The sequence below is a fragment of the Aminobacter carboxidus genome (assembly GCF_014863355.1).
GTDB classification, from domain to species: domain Bacteria; phylum Pseudomonadota; class Alphaproteobacteria; order Rhizobiales; family Rhizobiaceae; genus Aminobacter; species Aminobacter carboxidus.
In genome coordinates, this window is sequence record NZ_JACZEP010000010.1 from 88483 (window position 1) to 110747 (window position 22265).

Consider the following 22265-nt stretch of genomic DNA (forward strand, 5'->3'; position numbering starts at 1 on the left):
ATAAGGCCGGCTGCGGCCGGCCACAGGAGTTGATGGTGAACACGACAACTAACACGAAGAAGATGACGCGGTTCGCTGCAGCGGTTGCTGTTGCCTATGTCGCATCGACGATGCCGAGCTACGCGCATTTTCTGCCCGAGGCCGGCGGCCTTGGAGCGGGACTGTCTCACCCGCTGTCCGGGCTCGACCATATCCTTGCCATGGCCGGGGTCGGCATCTGGGCCGGGCAGAACGCCGAAAACGAGCCGGTATTCCGTTGGCTGCCGCTTGGCTTCGTCATCGGCATGATTGTTGGCGCGGTGTTTGGCATGACCGGTCTCTCGCTTCCCTTCGTCGAGCTGGGCATTGCCGGGTCGGTCGTCCTGCTTGGGGCAATCGTTGCACTGGGCAGCCGAGTGCCGTTCGCCGCGGCCTTTGCGATAACTGTTGTCTTTGGCAGCCTGCATGGCTTTGCCCATGGTCAGGAGCTGCCTATCGCAAGCAATGCATTCCTCTATGGGCTGGGCTTTGTCGCTTCGACCGTGGTTCTGCATGCGATGGGCTTCTCGCTTGCGTCCTTCATTGCTCGGTTGTCCTGGCGCTCCGCGCTCAAGGTGGGCGGTGGCGGCATCGCCGCAGCGGGCGTTGCCCTGGCCGCCGGCTTGGCTGGCTGATCGGTCGAAACAGGTGATCGGCGGAGCCGGCGCGGCCGCGCTCCGCCTGGCCTGAGCGTTGGAGGGCGCTCAGGCCCATCGCCTCCACAAAAAACCCTGAAATTCTGTCGCTGGCCATACTCATGGGGAGCGACGGACGAAAGTTCTGGCGCATGTCTGCCGCGCCGGCACGAAATCTGTTTGGCAAAATTACCGGAGGATACAATGACTTTGAGCTGGCGCTTTACAGCCCTCGGCGACCGCCATCGCGCGCTGGGTTCCAATCTCGAGGATTGGAGCGGCATGGGCACCGCGTGGACCTACGATGCCGACCCGTTCGACCAACATGTTGCGATCCGTACCAAGGCCGGCCTGATGGACGTGTCGGGCTTGCGCAAGATGCACTTGATTGGCCCGCATGCGATCGCGGTTCTTGAATACGTCACGACGCGCAGCGTCGCAAAGATCCAGCCGGGTCGTTCGGTCTATGCCGCGATGCTCAACGAGCGCGGCCATCTGATCGACGATTGCGTGATCTATCGCAACGGCCCCAACTCATGGATGCTGGTCTCCGGCACCGGCACCGCGCATGAAGAGATCATCAAGCAGGCGGCAGGCCGCAACTGCGCCGTGCTGTTCGACGACGATCTGCACGATCTTTCGCTGCAAGGGCCGGTGGCGGTCGATTTCCTTGCCAAGCACGTGCCGGGCATTCGCGACCTCAACTATTTCAACCACATACACACCACGCTGTTTGGTGCTCCAGTGACGATTTCGCGGACCGGCTACACTGGCGAACGCGGCTACGAAATCTTCGTACGCGGCCAGGATGCACGCCTTGTCTGGGACACCATCTTGTCCGAGGGCAAGGAGATGGGCATCATTCCGTGCTGCTTCAGCACGCTCGACCTGCTGCGCGTCGAGAGCTACCTGCTGTTTTTCCCCTATGACAACTCGCAGATGTACCCGCTTCCCGGTCAGCCGGCCGGCGACAGCCTGTGGGAACTCGGCCTCGACTTCACAGTTTCGCCTGGCAAGACCGGCTTCCGCGGTGCCGAGGAACATTACCGCCAGAAGGACAACGAGCGCTTCAAGATCTTCGGCATGCTGATCGAAGGCGACAAGATGGCCGATCTCGGCGACGAGGTCTGGGCCGATGGAAAGAAGGTCGGCGTCATCACCTGCCCGTCCTATTCGAAGCTGACCAAGCGTTCGATGGCGATAGCCCGACTCGACGTGCCCTACGCCAGGCAAGGCGTGAAGCTCGAGGTGCGCGGCAAGTCGCTCAAGGCCAGTGCCATCGCCCACACGCTGACCTTCGACGACCCGGAAAAGAAAAAGCGCACCGCAAAGGGCTGATGCGCCATACATGATGCTGTGATCGCTGCGCTGACACGATCACCGGGTTGATCGTGGCGTGGTCTGATAGCGAAACAGGCACGTCGACCTCGAAGTGCACCTTGCTATGCCTCCGGGTAGCCAATCCGCGGACCGCTGAGGGTCGCGCGATAGGACGGGGCCATGTGGCCCGGGGTCCAGTCGATCTCCGGGGAGATGGTCACCTCGACCGAACAGATGCCGGGCAGGCTCATGAGCCTGTCCTTGGCTTGCGCCGTGAAGCTGGGGCCCATCATGCAGCAGGGCGACGTCACGCGCAGCTGCAATCTTACTGCTACAGCGTCGCCCTCCATCGCAAGATCGAGTTCCTTGATCAGCCCCATCCTGACAAGCCCGACCGGCTTGCCGATGCCGGCGCTGCAGGGATCGATGATCTGATCCAGGGCGTCCTCGACCGCGCTACGCATATCCATCATTTCGTCCCCCTGCCGCTTGTCCACGGTTCGGCGAGCCGGTCGCGTTTCGCAAACTCGTCGGTTGCGGCAACCCGCTTTAGATTTTCCACGTCGAGGTTGAGGATACGCGCCTGTGTCCCTCCAAGCATCATGCGCTTGATCTCGGGAGTCAGCGCTGGATAGGCATAACCTTCCTGCATGCTGAGCGGGATCTGGAAATTCCAGAAAGCCTCCAAGAACGGCTGGGGATGGATGACCGGCACGCCGGTTCCCCAAACGATGCGATCCGCAGCGCCCGCCTGAACCAGAGACCCCAGTATGTGGGCCAGCCGTTCCGGGGCGTAGAAGATCAGGGCGCTTGTGCCCTCAAGGTTGATCGTCACGTTGGAATTGTAGGTCGCCTTCAGCACGGTATCTTCGAGGAAGGCAAAGCCACCGTGGAAGATTTCGAAGTTCATCTCCGGGAAACTGGTCGCGGCATCGTTGACATCGTCGACCATGAAATACTCGTGGCCGACGTTACCGAACGGGATTGCCTTGTGCATGGCAACGGTCTTGATGCCGCGCTTGAGCATCCGCTCGTAAAGCGGAAACATCAGTTTCTCGTCGTCCATCCTGGTGCCGCGCACCGTGCCGCCCACGAGATCAAGCGGGTAGAACTTGAAGCCCGACACTTTGTCCTCGTCCAGGAAGCGGTCGATCTCATCCAGCACGTTGTCGTGATAGGGGCTGATACCGCCATAGATGACGACGCGTCCGGGCCACCGCTCGCGCATCTCCTTGCCGACATAGAGCGGACCGCCGCCATCCTTGAACAGGTTGAAGATCGGCAGGTGGTGATAGACGCAGGCATCGACCTGGCTCTCGCCGAAGAGCGAATGGCCGATCAGATCGGCATCCTGCATGATCCGATGCTGTTGCGGGACAAGCCATTTGGGCGTGTCGCGCGGCGTGTAGAACTCGTGGATCCCCCACAACATCTGCGTCATCATGGGGGCATATGAGCCGGGTATCAGGTTGTCGGGCGCATGATTGTAGGTATGCGCTACCCCATCTATGACGAAGATGTCGTCGGGAAGCGGTTCCCAGGCTTTTCCGTCGGATATCCGGGCGGCGATCTTCGGGTCGATTCCGGTCTTCCCGCCGAATTTCGCTGTTTGTTCTGGCATCGTTTTTCCCCTGGCTCTCTGGCGTGGATCTGGCCGACCTTTATGTCTGCTTGTGGCGAAGCAGGAAGTTCAGCGCGGCATTGTTGAAAGCTGCCGGATTCTCGATGTTGAGAAGATGGCCGGCATCCGGCACCACGGTCAGCGTCGCATGCGCAATGAGCTGCGCGATCTCCTTGGACATGGAGAGCGGGGTGAGCGGATCGTCCGCCCCGCACATCACATGGACGGGCACGCTCATGTGGTCGAGGCCCGCATGAGTGTCGAGATTCACCAGCGCCTCGATGCTCTTGATGTAGCTGTGCTTGTGCAGTCTCGACATGCTGTCTACGAGTTGCGCCAACGCCGCCTCGGACGCCTTCGGGCCCATCAGCGATCGCGCTACGGGTTCGGCGATGTCAGCTGGTTCCTTGCCACTCATCAGCGGTTCTTTGCGGGACCGGATGAACTCCGCTCGGGCCTGCGGCGTGAAGCGGGAAAAACCAGTGTTGGTCGCGCACAAGGTAATCGTACTAAGCCTGTGAGGGTAGGCATGAGCGAAATCCATAGCGATGCGCCCCCCCATCGACAGCCCGATGATATGCGCGCGCTCCTCGCCAAAATGATCGAGGACTCTGGCCAGGTCGTCGGCAAAATCCCTGAACCGCAACGCCGCTTCGTAGTCGTCGCTGTCGCCATAACCCCTGGCGTCCCAGGCGACGGCGCGGAAATGCTCTCCGAAAACCGGCAGATTGTCACGCCAGTTCCGCCGGTTGCCGCCGATGCCGTGCATGAAGACGACAAGCTCTCCCTTGCCGACGCTCTCCACCGCTATCCGGGGCGATGACCCGACGAAACTCGTTTCGATTGTAGCGAGACCAGGCATGACAGACTTCACTTGCGCAGCAGGTGGCGGACGCGTGAGCCACCGGTCGCAGCGATAAGCACGGCTCCCGCGAACAGTTGCTGCGAATAGGCCGGAGCGCCGATCAGAAGCAGGCCGAGCGTTCCGGTCCCGATGATATAAACGCCGATTACCGTGCCGAGGATGTGGAAGCGCCGGTTGGCAAGGGTCACGTATCCAAGGAATGCCGCGGCATAGGCCGGGAGCATCATCGACGTGCCGAACAAAGGGGTAAGCGAACCCTGCCTGGCGGTGTACATGAAGCCGGTGATGCTCGCCAGGACGGCGCAGGCAACGAAGGCGAGAAGTACGTTTCGGTTGACCCGAATTCCGGCCATACGGCTGGCCGCCCGATTGCCGCCTGTCGCGTATAGATGACGCCCTGTCACCGTATAGCGCAGCGCTATGGCGATCAGTATCGCCAAAGCCAGGAGATAGAAGAAGGGCGCCTGCAACCCGGCGATGCGCCAGGAACCGTACCATATGAATGCGTCGGTGAAGCCCATGAAAATAACCGAATTACCGGTCACCCAGAGGGTCGCGCCGTCAAGCAGGCTTGCCGTGCCGATTGTCGCAACCAGGGCCGGGATTTCGAGCACCGTTACGAGGATGCCGTTGAAGGCTCCAATGATCAGCGCGCTGGCGAGAACCACAAGGAACGCTGTCGGGACCGGCCATCCGAGCTGCGTAATCAGGACAGTTGCAAGCGCGCCCGCCAAGGATGCGGTCGCAGCGATGGAAAGATCGAATTCGCCGACGATCAGGACCAACGTCAGGCCGCACGCAAGCAGGGCGAGCAGCGCTCCGTCGTTGAGGATCGTCACGAAATTTTCGCGCGTGGGAAAATAGGCAGGTTCGGCGATCGAAAAGCCGACGATCAGCAGCACGAGGAAAATTACGGGTGCCGCGGATGCGGTGTCAAAACTGCCAATCCATGACGAGCGCGCCGATGTTTTGGGCGGTGTGTCGGTGATTTCGGGAATCGTCATACGGCGACCTTTGTGCTGTCAGAGGAAGACAGGAGGCGATGCAGCATCGCATCCTTGGAAATATCGGCGCCCCTGAGTTCGTCGATGATCGTCCCGTCCTTCAGCAGAAGGACTCGATCGCACAGGGCTTGCAGTTCCTCCAGTTCGGAAGACACCACCAGAATGCCGCGCCCTTCATGGGCAAGCTCGCGAATGGCGCCATAGATCTGGGTCTTCGAGCCGATATCGACGCCATGCGTCGGCTCGTCGAGCAGGAGCAGGCGAACCGGACCCAGCACCCAGCGCGAGAAGATCACCTTTTGTTGGTTTCCCCCGGATAGCGCCAGCATCGAGGCGTTCATCGAGGGCATCCGTACGGAGAACCGTCGCGTCGCTTCCTCGGTTTTGCGCTGCTCGACGCGAAGGTTCAAAAAGCCCCTTGTTTTAAAACGGCTTCCCCAAGGCAGCGATACGTTCTGCCAGATAGGCAGCGTTTCGACGAAACCGTCATGGCTGCGCTCTTCCGTCACGAGGGCGATGCCCTCCTGCAACGCCTGCCGCACCGAGCCGATTGCGGCAGGCCTGCCTTCAACAAGGACATCGCCGGCAGTTCGCGGCGATGCGCCCGCAATCATCCGCAGTATGCGCGACCGGCCCGAGCCTCCAAGGCCGGCTATCCCGACGATCTCGCCCTTGGCAATGTCGAAGCTTATGTCGGTAAGTCTGTTGTCGCTGAGCCCCTGAACTGAAACCAGCGTTTCCCGTTTCTGGCCGACCGGTCCGTCTTCGCGCGCAAACAGGTCCTGCATGTCGGAGCCGACGATGTCGCGCACCAGTCCGGCCTCGGTCATCTCGTCCAGCCGCGTGGTCGATATGCGCCGACCGTCGCGCAACACGGTCACGCGATCGGCGATCCGGAAGACCTCTTCAAGGCGATGGCTGACATAGATGACGCTGACGCCCCGCTGCCTCAGTTTGTGGATGGTGTCGAGGAGGGTGCGGACCTCCGGTTCGGACAGGGACGCCGTGATCTCGTCGAGCACCAGGAGTCTGGGCTTGCGGAGCAACGCCCTTGCCAATGCCACCATCTGGCGTTGATGCGCGCTCAGCGAGGCGAGAGGCGTCCGCGGATCGACGGACAGTCCCAGCGACGCCAGGCTTGCCTCACACTCGCGATGCTGGGCTTTCCAGTCGATCAGGCCGGCCCGACGATGTTGATATGGAAGGCCGAGGAGAAAGTTCTCGGTAATTGAAAGATCGGCAATGAAGGGCGGCCTCTGATGGACAAAGCCGATCCCTGCAGCCAGCGCATCGCTGGGATGCAGGAGCCGCAGCGGACTTCCGGCCAGCATCATGGAACCCGTATCAGGTAGGAAATCTCCCGCGAGTATGCGGATGAGAGTCGATTTCCCCGCGCCATTCTCACCGACCAGCGCGTGGATTTCGCCCTCGCGCACATCGAAATCCACTCCCTTCAGTGCACGGGTCTCACCGAAGGTCTTCGAGATATTGGAGAACTGGAGAAGGGACATATCGATGCTTGCTCCGCGAGCGAATGAAGCCGGCGGCGGACTGCATGTCCGCCGCGACGGCCCTGACGCGTCTGTTCCGCAGGCTACTCAGCCGCCGCCCAGCTCTCACGGAACTTCGCCTTGAAATCGAAGCCCGGATCGTAGCGCTTGCCCGGCGCGGCATTCGACTGGATGGTCAGTTGAAGCGGGAAGTCCTTGTTCACGCCGACCTCGGCCTTGTTGATGGCGCGATTGCATTCGTCGATACCGGCCCAGGCCACCCATTCCAGGCCCCAGCTGATCGTCGCGACCTGACCGCCGCCGGAAACGATCGAGTCCAGCGCGACAGGTTCGCCGTCGAAGCCCAACGCCTTGATCTCGGTCCGGTCACGTTGCCGCGCGGTTGCGAGCACCGGAACGAGCGCTTCGTCATACGGTCCCAGCACCCACTGGATGCTATCCTTTGGATGCTTAGTCAGCAGCGCCTGTGTCTTGGTGATCAGGTCGGAAGCGCCCGCGCCTACATTGAACTCCACGTCTTCCACGACCTTGGCGACGTCGCCGCCATGTTCTGCGAGATAATCCTTGAACCCCTGGAGACGCTGCCCGAGTTGCGGAAAGGCGGAGGCGGTAAACATGACGACGTTGCCGCCACCATTGGCAACCACATAAGCCGCAAGAAGCTTGCCCGCTGCGGTCTGATCGATGCCGAAGCCGATGTCGCCGCCAAACTCCCTCGGGTCGTCGGCGAAGCCCGTCACGAAGGCAATCCCCTTTTCCTTCCCGCGCTGGATCTGGGCGCGGATATCTCGCGAAGGTGAGCCGATGGTAAGCACGCAACTCACATCGCGGTTGATTGCCGCCTCGACGGCTTTTTGAGCGACGGCGGGATCGCCTTTCGAATCTATTGGTATGACTTTCCACCCTATGGCTTCGGCGGCGGCTGTGGCGTCGGCAAGAGCGGTCTGGCAGACCGAGAGTGCGAGAGGACATGGAACAACCGCGATCGTCGCGTCCTTCACGGGTTTCGGTGAAGTCTCGGCGCCGGTCCAGCGCGACGAGCCCGCACCGAGCGGGTCGCGCGACATCACCGTGTTGGTGGCCTGATCGACCACCTTCCTGGCGAAATCGATGGCGCCCTGATCTACGGCCGAGGCCGGCAAGGCGGTGGTCGCGGCCAATGCGAACGCAATCAGCGCGACTCCTGTCATTTTCCGTGAAGTACCGTTCATCCCGTTGTTCCCCAATGCGTGGTTGTGATCACCACTGCTTGGCCTTAGTAAAGCGTCGGCGCGGACAAATGTCGTGGTGCAATCGTGCACGACAAATGCTGCGTTTGTGCACTCCCATGGGTAGCGTTGCGGGCTTGTGAGAGACCAATCGCTGCGGTAACGTATCCAGGGTTGTTGGTGCCGATGATTACTGTCTTATCCACCGATGCGGTCGATCCGACCGCCCGATTTACGAGCTTCCAGCAGGCAATCTGCCAGATCGCTGATTTGTCGGCGCATCGGTCCGAAACCGACGCCTACCACGCCAAGATTCGAAAGAGCCGGGTTGGTTTCCTCGACTGTTCGTTCGTCGACTGCGAATCCGTCGTGATCGAACGAAGCCTTGCCAATATCGGGCGGGACAATGGCAAGGATTATCTGCTGGCATTGCAGATAGACGGGAGCGGTGTAACCCGCCACATAGGCCGCGATGTCCGGCTGACGCCCGGGGACTTCACCATCGTTGACGCCACTCTGCCCTATTCTGTCGAGTTCGACGGTCCAGTTCGGCGGATCGTCGTCCGGTTTCCGCGCAACGAGTTCGTCCACCGGGGGCTGAGTACCGACAGGCTGTGCGGACATGTATTCCGTGGGCAAAGCGGTGCCAGCGGCCTAGCCTCCCAGATACTTGGCTCGCTCGCTGCCGATCCCGCAGGTGTCGGCCCGCAGGCCGGATACTCGCTGGCCGCCGCCATTCTCGACCTCATAGCCGATTCCGAGCCCAATGACGGTTCATCGCGCGGCAATGACCTCACGCAATCCCACGATCATCTCATCCGCCGCATTCGCAGCATCGTGCTGGTCAACCTCTCGGATCCGGAGCTTTCGGTTTCTTTGGTTGCGGCAAAGGCGGGTATTTCTGTTCGCTACCTGCACAAGCTTTTCAGCGCCACAGGAACGTCACTTCATAAATGGATCGAAAACGAGCGTCTCGATCGCTGCTACCGCGCGCTCCAACGCCTAAATCAGCGCAGCCAGACGATACAGGACATAGCATTCGCGAACGGTTTCAACGATCCCGGCTACTTCAGTCATCGCTTTACCCGCAAATATGGGAAGAGTCCGCGTCAGGTGCGAATGAAGGCGCTTTAGCTGCTTGTTCGGCCAGAAACTCGCGCTTGTTCTGCTTTCTTGAATACAATCTCCAGAAACCGCGGTCCGATTTCGGCCCCTAATTCGCTAACCCACAATGTCTGCTTTTCCTGGAGACTCTTCCAAAAGCCGACAGCCGCTACCCACTCCTGACCTGCCCTAAGCGTCGGCTACCAGGCGTCAGGCTTTCACCACCAGCGTGTGCTTGGGCACGCGGTGGAAATGCCACGCCGCTGCCATCGCGCGCCAGCAGATGAAGAATGGCGAGTGCACGTTGGTCGTCGTCCAGTCCATGATCTGCTTGAGTTCGTCCCAATAGGTGACCTCTTCGAAGGGCAGCAGCTCGATCGGCGCGCCGGTGATGATGAAGCCGTCGAACTTGCGATGCCTGACCCGACCTCGTTCCGGCCGTTCCCGGCCAGAATGCGAACTCCTAAAAACTGCCATTTGGCGCACGATGCCGTCCGGCTTGGTCGGGGCCGACAACGGACAGTCAGGTTTTTAGACGAATTTCGTGGTAAGCCGCCATTCGTCAGCCCAGCTAATTTGAACTCAGTCCCACCTTGTACTTCCTTCCTTTTTTTCAAGAATGTCTTCCGCGTAAGCACAGGATGTAAATTTCAGAACCATATTTTTTATGTCGCGCCAACGTCCCGCAAGACCGGCGTCATAGGACACGTCTACGTCCAAATTTCTGTGGTCAAAAGAATGCTCGCATTGGGGAGATATGCCAGGATCTGGCTTTCGACACTCAATTATGTCGGTAACCTTTCCATTAGATTCCGAAAAGAATAGATACTTATTATCGTATGTAGAAATCTTCTTGTTCGTTATCTCAACAAGCCCGTCTATTGCGGTAGCTTGTGTAGTGATGGGGACCATCTCGAACGACCAAACTTGGCCTGTGACAATGCGCACCCTGATTGCAAGCAGCTTTTCCAGGCTATACCTGTCATGAAGCAAAAAGCGGACCGTTGGGGGAAGGTCACGTGGCTTGATTGGCTTGCCTGACAAAGTGTGCCTCATGGACAGTGGCAGCGGCCCACCATCCAAGCGCATCAAAAAGTTCTCACCATCTTGGTACAAGACCGCTTTCCCAGCACCTTCGGATCTTGGGAAGGTGCGGTAGTCGCCGGGGTAAACAAGTCGAACGCTATAGGCGGGATCCGACGATGCTGGGGGCGAAGTCCTTGGACCCTCATCCTCTATGATTACTTCTATCGGCGATCCTGCATCCTCGAAAATGGAGCAATCGGCACTGTCAGCAGCAAATCCCAAGTTCGGGACAACGAGGCTGATTACCGCGAATAGGCCGAACCGCATTGCCTTGATCACGCCGATTCTTGACGAGTACTGTCGCGTCGATCGCGACCTGATCTGCTGGTCAGACAAAATAGAAATTCCAGTTTCTTCCATATAATCCAGATATTCTGAAATTTATTCAGAAACGTCCATGGCCGATTCGGAAATCGCGTATAGCTCAGGCCCGCTGACCCACTCTCATCGCAGCGTTGACAGCCCCGCCAGGCAGGCTCACCATGAGCTTGGGCAAGAGCCTTTCGGCCATGGGCAGCTGGCCACTTCCACGTCGATTGCAGGCTTCTTCCGGCACTGTAAACGGAGGCTCGAAAACGCCGTTTGGTGAGAACCGGGATGCCCACCCTTTTGGGGTAATGCCGCCTTGTCGGGCAGCGGTTTCGGATATATGCGAAAGGCCGCATGGGACGGATCGAGCAGCGGGCTACCATGCCGTCCCACCCTAGCTTACACCATCGTTAAAATTGCTCGACCCGTATTTGCCGATATGTCAGCAAGGCCGCGCTACGGTGCGCCCATGAGACGCTCACGACATCAGATCAGCGTACCGTTCACTTTGGCGCTCCTGGGCTCGGCCGGCGTCGGATACTTCATTGACGAAATCTCCATTCCGAGCTTCGCGACGGCGCCAACTAGGTTATCCCGCAACTGCGATATCAATGGAAACGTAAGCATAGACACTGGTGAGCGTATATTTCACGTGCCCGGCCAAGAATATTACGACGAGACAATCATCCGGCCTGAGTTCGGTGAGAGATGGTTCTGCTCGGAAAGCGAAGCCCGCTCGGCAGGTTGGCGAAAGTCCAAGTCCTGAACAAATCACCCCGCCCGCTTAACGGATGCCCTTCGAACTAGAAGTCTAGGGAGATGCCGGGGCTTGGCATCGGCTGGCCGCCAGTGATTGGCGTACGTCACCGAAAATATCTGTTCTGGGGCCGAAACCGGACTGTCGGCTCCTGCGCTAGCAACGCGGATAGAAGACGTTCGGCTACCTAGCGTACAGCCGCGCCTGCATCGTCTTATACGCGTCCTTGATGAAGTTGAGATCGCCAAGCATGGCCTTGCCTTCGCCGATGCTGCCGTAGCGCGCCGTGAGGTACCGTCCGCATTGGGCCGGATTGGCGAATGGTGGCCGTCGCCGCGCCAGGCTATGTCGCCGCGCACGGCGCGCCGCAGCACCCGCAGGAGCTGATTGGACACAACTGCATCAACATGCGCCACGAGACGCGTGGCGGGCTCTATGCGTGGGAGTTCGAGAAGGACGGCCAGGAACTGCGTGTGCGCGTGAATGGCCAGCTGACCTTCAACAAATCGGAGCCAATGATGGATGCGGTGTTGAACGGGCTGGGCATCGCCTTCGTGCCGAACAGCCTGGCCGATCAGCTGGTAGCATCGGGCGAACTAGTGCTTCTGCTCGATGACTGGTCGCCCTTCTTCGACGGCTATTTCCTCTATTACCCAAGCCGTCACCAGAACCTGCCGGCATTCCGGATTGTCGTTGATGCTCTGAGGCAGAAGTAGCGGATTCCTGACTTTGGCGGGTCGGATTTTCCGCCAAGACCGCGATTGGATCGCGTTGCTGTCGAACTGCCGTAGGATTCAAGCGACCGCTCATTCGAGAGCCAGTCTAAGAGCGGACCGTCTCAGTCAAATTTCCGGCTGCATCGGGGCCGGTTCCTGACCGTCCGGTTACGGGATGAGCTGGCCAACAAGCGGTCATTCTGGAACCGCCTTTTCATGCGCTCGTCGTTCAGATGAGAAGCCGTGGTTCTTACGCTTATGCGGAAGACCGGCTGTTGATGCGAACTGGCCTGTCAAAGCAGCGAGTAGAACCTGCTGTAAACATCGTAAGTCGAGGCGATGTGCGCTCTGGCGTGCTTTTCAGCCAGCAACGGGGCGCGGCTTTGAATGGCAGCGGTGATATAATCATGTTCTGTCTGAAACAGCGTCGACTCCGAAACCGAAATCAGGTGAGCGAACTTGTAAGAGAAATAATACTGCGTATGCTTTCGTATCATCGAGACCAGCCGGGCGTTGTACGACGCCTTGAATATCCGATTGTGGAAGTCGCGATTGGACGTCAGGCGGGCGAGGACGTCTCCGTGTTGGATTTCCGATCTTAGCGAGTTTGCATCGACAATGGCCCGGATGTCTTCATCGGTGGCTCGGATGGCAGCCTGCGCGGTTGCAAAGCTTTCAAGTGCCATCCGAACCTCATAACTTTCCCTCAATTGATCCCTGTCGAGACGCCTTACTTCCCAACCGCGCTTGCGACGGGACAACAGACCGTCCGATACAAGCCTTTGAAGCGCTTCGCGCACCGGTGTCCGACTGACGCCCATGACGTCTGCGATGTCATTCTCGATCAACGGCATGCCAGTTCCGAGCGATCCAATCGAAATGCCAAGATGCAGGCAACGATAGGCAGCATCAGCGAATGCCTGGCTGGATCGACCTTCGACGGCAACCTTGGCAATAGCCGGAATAGTCTCCCAAAAGTCAGCTCCCGAAATCAAAGCCCGTTCAAGAGTGTCGATCCAGGCTGGTCGTGTGCAAGGCGTGTTGTGGGGGGCGAGAGATCTATCGTCCCCTTGGATCACCCAGTCTTTGTCGACTTCCGTCATCCCAGGCGCGTCCATCAATAATATCTTCTTTCGTCGGAGTTCGCTTCGACAAACCATCGCACACAATTTGGCCGCGTTGAACTCCTTGACGGATGTAAATTCGCATGCAAGTTTGCATGCAATACGAACGCTAACAATCGCATACCCATTGGGACTTTCATGCAAATAGCCAACAGCACCCACGATCCTCTTCTCCGAAGCTGGGTGGCATCGGCCGATCACCATGCGGATTTTCCGATTCAAAATCTGCCATTCGGCGTCGTTTGTTCGATTGGTGAATCAGACCCTGACCCACGGATTGCGGTGGCGATCGGAAACTTCGCACTGGATTTGCGGTCTTGTTACCGAGCTGGCCTGCTTCGTTCCCTGGACGGGTCCAAAGAGAGCGTGTTTGAGGCACGGGTCTTGAACCCATTGATGAACGAGGGGCCGAAGTTCTGGTCTACATTGAGAAACTGGCTGAGCTTGGCGCTCCGCGAAGGTTCAGCTCTCCAAGCAGAGCTTGAACCCCACTTGATTTCGCGATCAGCCGTCAATCTGAGCGTTCCGGTGGATATTCCCGATTACACGGATTTCTACTGCTCGATCGAACACGCGACCAACGTCGGCAAGATTTTTCGCCCGGACGAGCCGTTACTCCCGAATTTCAAGAACCTGCCAATAGCATATCATGGTCGCTCCTCATCGATCGTTATCAGCGGCACTCCGGTTACAAGGCCAAAGGGCCAGCGGCTTGAGGCTGGGACTATCGTATTCGGCCCCACCTCGATGCTGGATTACGAGGTCGAACTTGGTGCGTTCTTGGGCGGTCCCACCGCTTTGGGAGACACGATCTGCCTGGAGGAAGCCCATAGCCATCTTTTCGGCATCTGCCTACTCAATGACTGGAGTGCTCGCGATATCCAGGCTTGGGAATATCGGCCGCTGGGGCCTTTCTTGTCGAAGAGTTTTGCCACCTCGATCTCTGGTTGGGTTGTCACGTTGGAGGCCTTGGCTCCCTTCCGCGTGCCTGCCGCTCATCGCGCCGCCGACGACCCGAAACTGTTGCCCTATCTCGATGGAGCGGCTCTGTCGTCAGCAGGCCTCAACATCGAGGTGGAAGCGTTTATCCAAACAGTTGCCATGCGGTCCGCAAGTGTCGAGGCCCAGCCCGTTTCAAGCGTCAACGCGCGGGGGCTGTATTGGACATTTGCGCAGATGATTACGCATCACAGCTCGAATGGCTGTCCTATGCAGACGGGTGATCTTCTGGGCAGCGGCACGATTTCGGGATCAGAGCCCGGTACCCAGGGAAGCTTGCTGGAAATCACTGGGCGGGGTGCGCAAGAGCTGCAATTGAGCGGTGAGCGGCGAAGATTCCTGCAGGACGGCGACACAGTGATCTTGCGAGGGAGGTGCCACGCCCCCGGCGCACGCTCCATCGGATTTGGGGAAAGCGTTGGCGTCATCATGCCCGCTCGCATCTGATCGCATCGTCCGGTGCTAGGCACCTCGAACATCTTTTTTCGTTCACACCAAGGGAGGAAGACATGGAATTCAGCATTCGGAATATTAAGCTGCTGGGCAGTCGTTTGACGCGCCGAACTTTGTTCGGTGCAGCTATCGGGGCGACAGTCCTTGCGGTGGGGCTGACCGGTGCTCAGGCTCAGACCAAGGATGTAACGGTTGTCTTGCCGGGATCCTCGGCGCTTGCCTGGTACCCGATGATTGTTGCCAAACAGCAGGGCTTCTTTGCCGAGGAAGGCTTGAATGTCTCAATCCAAAGCCTCGACGGTTCGGGTGCCGTCATTCAGGCGATGGAAGCAGGACGTGCCGAATTCGGCGCACCTGGGCCTGGGCCAGCCCTCAACGCACACGCTCGTGGCGCAGATATCAAGTATTTTTACAATCTGTTCTCCCGCGGTCTCTTCGTGCTGGCAGGGGAGCGCGGCGACAATCTCGGGGGTGCCGGCGACCTGAAGGGGAAACAGATCGGCGTCTCCACGTCAGACGGTGCGGAGGTCTCCTTTACGCGTTCGGCGTTGGCCTCGGTTGGCGTGAAGCCCGAAGACTACAAATTTGTCACGATCGGGCAGGAGGGCATGGCAGTTACGGCGTTCCAGCGCGACACAATCCACGCCTTTGCTGCTTCATTCACCGGAATTGCGGTGCTGAAGGACCGCGGCGTCGACATTGTGGACCTCACACCTCCGGGCCTGAAGCTTTTTGGCAATGGTCTGGCTGTTCGCGGAAGCATCTATCGCGACAATCCTGAGATGGTCGCCGCCTTCACCCGGGCAATCCACAAGGCGTCCCTTTGGGGGCAGAAAAACTCTGAAGGCGTTCTCGATGATGGCGAGACGTACAATCCGCAGGAAATCGAACGTCGGGAATATGCCAGGGCACTTCTCGCCAGCGTGATCGAGCAGTACAAGCCTTTTGAGGGGAACGCGTTGGGCTTCCTGCCGGAAGACGGTTGGCAAGCTTGGCACGAGAGCCTTCTTGCGACCAAAGAACTCGACAAGCCGATTGCGGATTTGTCCGCAATCTACACAAACGAATTTGTCGAGAAGCTGGAAAGCGAGTGATGAACCAGCAGCCAAATGTGGCTGGTAACACCCCAGCCAAGCCCTTTCTTTCCCTCACTCGCATCAACAAGCATTACCGAGGCGCACGTGAACCGGTTCACGCCGCAAAGGATGTTTCCTTCGAGTTAGAGAGGGGCCAAACGGCCTCTCTCGTCGGAGCCAGCGGCTGTGGCAAATCCACGGTTCTCAAGATGATCGCTGGTTTGCTTCGGCCTTCCAGCGGTGAGATTCATCTGGACGGCAGGAGGTTGACTGGACCCGACAAGGGCGTCGGCATCATGTTCCAGCAGCCTACCCTGTTGCCATGGCGGACGGTGACCGACAACGTCTTGTTGCCGATTGAGATCAGACAGGGCAAAGCGGCTGCAAAACTTGCCGCTGAACGAGCCAAGTCGCTCATTCACATGGCTGGTTTGACCGGATTTGAAGAAGCGCTGCCTGGCGAACTGTCGGGCGGCATGGCGCAACGTGCTGCCGTTTGCCGGATGCTCGTCAACGAGCCCGACCTTCTGCTCCTGGATGAGCCCTTTGGCGCGCTCGATGAATTCACGCGCGAACAAATGAATGTCGAATTCCAACGCATCTGCTCGGCGCGGAAAGCAACGGCAATTGTCGTAACGCACTCCATTCAAGAGGCCGTCTTCTTATCTGACGTCGTGTTTGTGATGTCGCCTCGGCCTGGCCGCATTTCCAAGCGGATCGACATTGACCTCCCTCGACCGAGAACTCCTGACATGGTCACCAGTTCTGCCTTCAACGAATACGTGCGCGAAATTCACCACTGCCTCTTCGTGCGGAACAGCGAGGCCAATCATGGCTGAAACCTCAGTAATCCCATCAAGCGAACAGGCCGGAATGTTGATCGAAGAGGATGACGCTCATCGATCCTTCGTGGAAAGGACGCCTCAATGGGTCCTGGTGCTTGCCTTCGGTGTAATTCTGGTCACTTTCTGGCAGGCAGCGGTCGATTTGTCGGGTGTATCTCCACTCGTGCTCCCCGGACCATATGAGGTTTTGCAGGATCTCATCTTCACAGTGACGAACCTCTTCAGCGGAGGCTATGTTCTTGATGCCACTATTGTCACCGTCGTTGAAGTTATCTTCGGTTTCTCCCTGGCATGCGTCATTGGCCTAACCCTGGGAGCCATCATCGGTGCGACCGAGATCGGGCGAAAAGCAATCATGCCTTACGTGGTCGCCGTCAACACGATGCCAAAGGTCGCCTTTGCGCCACTGTTTGTCGCCTGGTTTGGGTTCGGCGTTGAATCAAAAATCATGATGGCTGCGTTCATTTCCTTCTTCCCAGTCACCATAAACACTGCTGCGGGCCTTGGAGCGACGAGTGGCGACCTTCTCATGTTGTTCCGATCGCTCGAGGCCAAGCGATGGCAGACCCTTTTGAAGCTGCAGCTTCCCTTCGCACTTCCCTACATCTTTGCAGGCTTAAAGCTGGCGGCGGTGTGGAGTGTCATCGGCGTTGTAGTGGGTGAATACATGGGCGGTGGCGAGGGCATCGGGGAGTTGGTGCGCATCGCCGCAAGCCAGCTACGCGTGGGCCGCGTCTTTGCCCAAATCCTGCTTCTTAGCATGATCGGCTTGTCACTGTTCAGCCTAGTGTCGTTGGTCGAAGCCTATTTCACCAAATGGAAACAACGCGATAACCATTGAGTTGAATCAGGAATCGAATTTCGAACCCTCTTTAGCTGCGGCATTTCGGGCGCTTACAGACAAGCGTTCGAAATGCCTGCCGCCTCTAGAGATGTATCTTGCCCTGGATGTTTCCCAGGTAGCCGAGGGCCTGGCTGTCCTCTCCAATTGGGGTCTTCGCGGTCAAGCTGCTCCTCATAGGCGTGAAGCCTGCAGACTTAGCCCGCGCGATGCAGCACCTCAACGGCAGCCTGGCCCGCTGGGTGTCGGAGGGAGGACGGCGACTTGTAGCCACGTAGCCTTGCCCTCACGGGCCTTTGCCTCGTCCGTCCGCCTCGATCTGGTTGCAGGGGCAAGATTTGAGCCTGCGTCCTCAAGCTTATGAGTCAAACGAGCGTTTCAGAAGGCCGCGTACAATATGATATTGCCGATGCCGATCTCTTGCCAGCGCCGTGATGGCGACCAGATGGTGCAAGCAAAGCACACGACCAGAAACCAACCTATAGGTCCCAAAAGCCAGCCGATGGTTATAACCACGGTGGCTACGGCAACTATCACGCCAATAATCCTGGAAATGAACTCGCGGCTTTCTATCATGGTGCCAAGCAAGACATAATAGCGACACTCGGCAACGTCATCACGCCCGCATAACGGGTGCCCCTTGATCCAGACATTCAGTGAGGTTTTGGGGCTTAGCATCGGCAGCGCGCCAGTGATTGGCGGTACGTCACCGAAGATATCTGTTCTGGGGCCGAATTCAGTCTAGGGAACCGGAGCTGGAAAAGCTGACATTCGCGGGGACCTAGGCGTCGGGTACCAAGCGTCAGGCTTTCACCGCCAGCGCGTGCTCGATCGGATCAAGCGTCTTCCGTTTGCTTGCCGATGTTGTGCGCGTTCTCGACGGCCATAGCGATATCGATGACGGCAAGTTCGCGTCCATCGCCGGCTGCAGACGAAGGGTTTCCAGGACCAGCAGGGCATCAAAGGACCGCGCCCGGCGTCGAGCGCGGTCCTGTTCGGGGAGGCTAGCGACCCTCGCCGATTGTTTCCAGATCATACTCGGTGGTCTGGTAGACCCGGTTGATCCAGTTGCCGAACAACAGATGGGCGTGTGAGCGCCAGCGGTTGAGCGGCTTACGCTGCGGGTCGTCGTCGGGGTAATATTCGTGCGGCACGGCGATGGTCACCCCTGCCGCGACGTCGCGGTCGTACTCTTCCTTGAGCGAGGTCGAGTCGTATTCGATGTGGTTGAACATGTAGAGCCGGTTGCCGGTTTCCTCAGACAAAAGGCTCGGCCCGGTGTCTTCCGATTCCATCAAAAGTTCGAGACCGGAATCCTTGGGGATGTCTGCGGCGCGGACTTCCGTCCAGCGCGACACCGGAATGGCGAAATCGTCGGAGAAGCCGGCAAGGTAAGGCGAGGCCGGTGCGTTGTTGTTGTGGCGGTAGACGCCGAACGCCTTTTGTTCCAGCGTGTGCTTGGGCACGCGGTGGAAATGCCAGGCCGCTGCCATCGCGCCCCAGCAGATGAAGAACGGCGAGTGCACGTTGGTCGTCGTCCAGTCCATGATCTGCTTGAGTTCGTCCCAATAGGTGACCTCTTCGAAGGGCAGAAGCTCGATCGGCGCGCCGGTGATGATGAAGCCGTCGAACTTGCGATGCCTGACCTCTTCCCAGGTCTGGTAGAAGGCGATGAGGTGATCCTCTGACGTATTCTTGGCCTTGTGGGTGCCGATGCGCACCAGGGTCAGCTCGACCTGCAGCGGACTTGCGCCGATCAGCCGTGCGATCTGCGTTTCGGTCCTGACCTTGTTGGGCATCAGGTTGAGCAGGCCGATCTGCAGCGGACGGATGTCCTGGCGAAGAGCGGTCTGCTCGTCCATGACGGACACGCCCTCTTTGACCAGCACTTCGCGGGCGGGGAGTTGATCCGGGATCTTGATCGGCACTGTGCGAACTCCAAAAAACAAAAAACCGGCATTGCTGTCGCAAAGCCGGTTTACGGATCGCAAACGGCCCTTTAGCGACTTGTTTAACGTGGCTGCAAGCCGACCGGCCAAATCACCACGGGTCTATGCCCTGCTCTTACGCCCGGGCGCCTATTGCGTCAACTCCGCCTCAATCGTGCGGCCACAACAGCTGTATCTGCCGGTTTTCCTCGACATTATACGCACCGGGCGGTATTTCCGCTGCGGCCTCCGGCCGGAGGCGCCAATCCAGGATATTTCGAAATGACCAAGGCACCCGAGCAGATTCGCCCCGAACCCCGCGCCGGCATCATGGACATCGCAGCCTATGTGCCCGGCAAGAGTGCAGCTCCGGCAGGCGTCGCCAAGGTCCATAAGCTGTCGTCGAACGAAAATCCGCTGGGTGCCTCGCCGCATGCGATCGAAGCCGTCCAGAGGCTGTCGCATAAGATGGAGTATTATCCCGACGGGTCGGCGTCACGCCTGAGGCAGGCGATCGCTACGACCCATGGGCTCAACCCTGCCAACATCCTGTGCACCAACGGCTCCGACGAGGTGCTGGGGCTGTTGTCGCAGAGCTATCTCTCGCCCGGCGACGAGGCCGTCTACACCGAGCACGGCTTCATGGTCTACAAGATCTACACCCAGGCCGCCGGTGCCACGCCGGTCGTTGCCAAGGAAGATGCCGAAAAGGCCAGCGTCGACAGCATCATCGCCGCGCTGACGCCGAAGACCAGGATCGTCTTCCTCGCCAATCCGAACAATCCGACCGGCACCTATCTGCCGTTCGAGGAAGTGCGCCGCCTGCATGCCGCCCTGCCGAAGAACGTGCTTCTGGTGCTCGATGCGGCCTATGCCGAATATGTCCGCCGCAACGACTACGAGTCGGGTGTCGAGCTGGTCGCGGCCAATGAAAACGTCGTCATGACGCGGACCTTCTCCAAGATCCACGGCCTTGGCGGCATGCGCATCGGCTGGATCTATGCGCCGGCGCACGTTATCGACGTGCTCGAGCGCATGCGTGGTCCCTTCAACGTCAATGCCGCGGCGATCGAAGCCGGCGTCGCGGCGATGGAAGATCGCGGCCATGTCGACCGCACGGTTGCGCACAACGCCCAATGGGCGGAGTGGCTGGTTGGTGAGTTCGAAAAGCTCGGCCTGCGCGTTACGCCTTCGGTCGGCAACTTCCTGCTGGTGCACTTCCCCGATGAGGCCAGGCACACGGCTGCTGCCGCCGACGACTATCTCTCGGCACGCGGCTATATCCTGCGCAGGGTCACCGGCTACGGTTTTCCCAATGCGCTGCGCATGACCATCGGCACCGAAGAGGCCAATCGCGGCGTGATAACCGCACTCACCGATTTCCTGAAAAGTTGACCCATGTCTGAACCCCTGTTTGAAAAGATCGCCCTGATCGGCATCGGCCTGATCGGCTCCTCGCTCGCCCGGGTCATCCGGCGCGAGGGCCTGGCCCGCCACATCGCCATTTCGACACGCAGTGCTGCGACGCTGGCGCGTGCCGAAGACCTTGGCCTCGGCGACAGCTATGCGACCGACGCCAAGCTTGCGGTGAAAGATGCCGACCTGATCATCGTTTCGGTGCCGGTCGGCTCGTCGGGTGTCGTTGCCGCCGACATTGCCGCAGCACTGAAGCCGGGCGCCATCCTCACCGATGTCGGCTCGACCAAGGCTTCGGTGATTGCCCAGATGGCGCCCTTCATCCCTGAAGGCGTGCATTTCATCCCCGGCCACCCGCTGGCCGGTACCGAAAAGTCGGGCCCCGACGCCGGCTTTGCCGAACTGTTCGAAAACCGCTGGTGCATCTTCACGCCGCTGCCCGATACCGATGCGGCAGCGCTTGAAAAACTGTCGGAGTTCTGGCGCCGCTGCGGCTCCAACATCGACACGATGGACCCCGAGCATCACGACATGACGCTCGCCATCGTTTCGCATCTGCCGCACATCATCGCCTACAACATCGTCGGCACCGCCGACGACCTGGAGTCGGTGACCAAGTCGGAAGTGATCAAATATTCGGCCTCGGGTTTCCGTGACTTCACCCGACTTGCCGCTTCCGATCCGACGATGTGGCGCGACGTGTGCCTGCACAACAAGGATGCGATCCTGGAAATGCTGGCGCGCTTTTCCGAGGATCTGGCGTCGCTGCAACGCGCGATCCGCTGGGGCGACGGCGACAAGCTGTTCGAGATGTTCACCCGCACCCGCGCCATCCGCCGCTCGATCATCGACGCCGGCCAGGAAGTCGACGTGCCGAACTTCGGCCGCGAGGCGATCGAGCATCCGGTGAAGGGGTAGGGGATTAGGGCAGTAAGGTAGTAAGGTAGTAAGGCATAGGGCAGTAAGGCAGCAATGTGTGCTTGTTCACATACTGCCCTACTCCCTTAATCCCCTACTGCCTTAGTCCACGACTTCGCTGATCTGCACGATGGGGGCGATGTCGGTATAGTTGGCGACATCCGCGGCGATCTCCGCGCGGTGGGGACCCAACGCCTCCTGGAATGTCGCCAGGTCAGGCGAGTAGACGTGGCACGCCGCGACGAACTCCGGCGCGCTTCCAGCTTCGCGACCCGCAAGGCCCTTATCGATCTCGTAGCGCAGGCAGGCATCGCCGAGCCGTTGCTGGAGCAGTGGCATATGGCGGGTGCGGTAGTAGTCGTGATCGAACTTGGTGCCGCCATCGGCCCGATAGTAGACGCTCATCTTGATCATGGTCGAACTCCTGCCTGAAACGCCTCTTCCGGGCGTGCGAGGAGCCTTTCTAGTTCACCGGCTGGTAAAGCGCATCCAGATTTTGGCTGAAGCGCGT

General features: G+C 59.1%; 21 protein-coding genes, 2 pseudogenes and 1 riboswitch. Of the genes and pseudogenes, 11 read left to right on the forward strand and 12 right to left on the reverse strand.

The genetic code is table 11. The features are described 5' to 3' along the window. Positions 1-35 precede the first annotated feature (35 nt). Both IHE39_RS24180 and IHE39_RS24185 read left to right on the forward strand, forming a co-directional pair. The gene (locus IHE39_RS24180; RefSeq protein ID WP_192568244.1) at positions 36-653 is read left to right on the forward strand and encodes a HupE/UreJ family protein; all 618 of its coding nucleotides are present in this window, start codon (positions 36-38) and stop codon (positions 651-653) included. A gap of 204 nt (positions 654-857) precedes the next feature. After that, positions 858-1991 (forward strand): aminomethyl transferase family protein, encoded by a 1134-nt coding sequence (locus tag IHE39_RS24185; RefSeq protein WP_192568245.1) that lies wholly within the window; start codon positions 858-860, stop codon positions 1989-1991. A gap of 104 nt (positions 1992-2095) precedes the next feature. Here IHE39_RS24185 and IHE39_RS24190 read toward each other — a convergent pair whose 3' ends face one another. From IHE39_RS24190 to IHE39_RS24215, 6 genes are all read right to left on the reverse strand, one after another. Continuing rightward, on the reverse strand, positions 2096-2446 hold the full coding sequence (locus IHE39_RS24190) for a metal-sulfur cluster assembly factor (RefSeq protein WP_184773926.1): 351 nt from the start codon (positions 2444-2446) through the stop codon (positions 2096-2098). Continuing rightward, positions 2443-3594, reverse strand: a complete 1152-nt coding sequence (locus IHE39_RS24195; RefSeq protein WP_192568246.1) for an amidohydrolase family protein — start codon at positions 3592-3594, stop codon at positions 2443-2445. The genes IHE39_RS24190 and IHE39_RS24195 overlap by 4 nt, the downstream gene beginning before the upstream one ends. A 40-nt stretch (positions 3595-3634) precedes the next feature. Further along, entirely contained in the window at positions 3635-4399 is a 765-nt protein-coding gene (locus tag IHE39_RS24200; RefSeq protein WP_192568247.1) for an alpha/beta fold hydrolase, read from the reverse strand. 65 nt (positions 4400-4464) lie between these two features. After that, positions 4465-5463, reverse strand: coding sequence for an ABC transporter permease (locus IHE39_RS24205; RefSeq protein ID WP_192568248.1), 999 nt, complete (start codon positions 5461-5463; stop codon positions 4465-4467). Beyond that, the gene (locus tag IHE39_RS24210) at positions 5460-6974 is read right to left on the reverse strand and encodes a sugar ABC transporter ATP-binding protein (protein WP_192568249.1); all 1515 of its coding nucleotides are present in this window, start codon (positions 6972-6974) and stop codon (positions 5460-5462) included. The genes IHE39_RS24205 and IHE39_RS24210 overlap by 4 nt, the downstream gene beginning before the upstream one ends. Positions 6975-7057: 83 nt before the next feature. Further along, positions 7058-8185, reverse strand: coding sequence for a sugar ABC transporter substrate-binding protein (locus IHE39_RS24215; protein WP_192568250.1), 1128 nt, complete (start codon positions 8183-8185; stop codon positions 7058-7060). A gap of 183 nt (positions 8186-8368) precedes the next feature. Between IHE39_RS24215 and IHE39_RS24220 the strand changes: the two genes are divergently transcribed. Then, entirely contained in the window at positions 8369-9316 is a 948-nt protein-coding gene (locus tag IHE39_RS24220) for an AraC-like ligand-binding domain-containing protein (RefSeq protein WP_246471456.1), read from the forward strand. A 183-nt stretch (positions 9317-9499) separates the two neighbouring features. On the opposite strand, the pseudogene IHE39_RS24225 reads toward IHE39_RS24220, so the two are convergent. After that, positions 9500-9709 (reverse strand): annotated as a pseudogene (locus IHE39_RS24225) (homoserine O-acetyltransferase/O-succinyltransferase family protein); the annotation flags it as partial. A gap of 159 nt (positions 9710-9868) precedes the next feature. After that, positions 9869-10651 (reverse strand): hypothetical protein, encoded by a 783-nt coding sequence (locus IHE39_RS24230; RefSeq protein ID WP_192568251.1) that lies wholly within the window; start codon positions 10649-10651, stop codon positions 9869-9871. Between the two features lie 499 nt (positions 10652-11150). On the opposite strand from IHE39_RS24230, the gene IHE39_RS30765 reads away from it, so the two are divergent. Beyond that, entirely contained in the window at positions 11151-11447 is a 297-nt protein-coding gene (locus IHE39_RS30765; protein ID WP_246485612.1) for a sunset domain-containing protein, read from the forward strand. 287 nt (positions 11448-11734) lie between these two features. Further along, positions 11735-12154: pseudogene (locus IHE39_RS24235) on the forward strand (LysR substrate-binding domain-containing protein); the annotation flags it as partial. Between the two features lie 293 nt (positions 12155-12447). Here the strand turns inward: IHE39_RS24235 and IHE39_RS30770 are convergent. After that, entirely contained in the window at positions 12448-13440 is a 993-nt protein-coding gene (locus IHE39_RS30770; protein ID WP_192568253.1) for an FCD domain-containing protein, read from the reverse strand. On the opposite strand from IHE39_RS30770, the gene fahA reads away from it, so the two are divergent. From fahA to IHE39_RS24260, 4 genes are all read left to right on the forward strand, one after another. After that, positions 13417-14724, forward strand: a complete 1308-nt coding sequence (gene fahA, locus IHE39_RS24245) for a fumarylacetoacetase (RefSeq protein ID WP_192568254.1) — start codon at positions 13417-13419, stop codon at positions 14722-14724. The two genes, IHE39_RS30770 and fahA, sit on opposite strands and share 24 nt — an antisense overlap. A 62-nt stretch (positions 14725-14786) precedes the next feature. Then, positions 14787-15824 (forward strand): ABC transporter substrate-binding protein, encoded by a 1038-nt coding sequence (locus tag IHE39_RS24250; RefSeq protein ID WP_192568255.1) that lies wholly within the window; start codon positions 14787-14789, stop codon positions 15822-15824. Continuing rightward, positions 15824-16645 (forward strand): ABC transporter ATP-binding protein, encoded by an 822-nt coding sequence (locus tag IHE39_RS24255; RefSeq protein WP_192568256.1) that lies wholly within the window; start codon positions 15824-15826, stop codon positions 16643-16645. Before IHE39_RS24250 ends, IHE39_RS24255 begins: the two co-directional genes overlap by 1 nt. Further along, the gene (locus IHE39_RS24260; protein ID WP_246485613.1) at positions 16638-17492 is read left to right on the forward strand and encodes an ABC transporter permease; all 855 of its coding nucleotides are present in this window, start codon (positions 16638-16640) and stop codon (positions 17490-17492) included. Before IHE39_RS24255 ends, IHE39_RS24260 begins: the two co-directional genes overlap by 8 nt. A 378-nt stretch (positions 17493-17870) precedes the next feature. Here IHE39_RS24260 and IHE39_RS24265 read toward each other — a convergent pair whose 3' ends face one another. Together IHE39_RS24265 and metA are read right to left on the reverse strand one after the other, a co-directional pair. Beyond that, entirely contained in the window at positions 17871-18170 is a 300-nt protein-coding gene (locus IHE39_RS24265; RefSeq protein ID WP_192568257.1) for a hypothetical protein, read from the reverse strand. Positions 18171-18496: 326 nt separating this feature from the next. Continuing rightward, a complete protein-coding gene (gene metA, locus IHE39_RS24270; RefSeq protein WP_192568258.1) occupies positions 18497-19420 on the reverse strand; it encodes a homoserine O-acetyltransferase MetA in 924 nt (307 codons plus the stop codon). A gap of 51 nt (positions 19421-19471) precedes the next feature. Further along, positions 19472-19549, reverse strand: a riboswitch (SAM riboswitch). A gap of 153 nt (positions 19550-19702) precedes the next feature. Here metA and hisC point away from each other — a divergent pair. After that, positions 19703-20815, forward strand: a complete 1113-nt coding sequence (hisC, locus tag IHE39_RS24275) for a histidinol-phosphate transaminase (protein ID WP_192568259.1) — start codon at positions 19703-19705, stop codon at positions 20813-20815. 3 nt (positions 20816-20818) lie between these two features. Continuing rightward, positions 20819-21754, forward strand: coding sequence for a prephenate/arogenate dehydrogenase family protein (locus tag IHE39_RS24280; RefSeq protein WP_192568260.1), 936 nt, complete (start codon positions 20819-20821; stop codon positions 21752-21754). Between the two features lie 102 nt (positions 21755-21856). On the opposite strand, the gene IHE39_RS24285 is transcribed toward IHE39_RS24280, so the two are convergent. Then, positions 21857-22168 carry an EthD family reductase gene (locus IHE39_RS24285; RefSeq protein WP_184773962.1) on the reverse strand — a complete coding sequence of 104 codons (312 nt, stop codon included), beginning with the start codon at positions 22166-22168 and terminating at the stop codon, positions 21857-21859. Positions 22169-22265 lie beyond the last annotated feature (97 nt).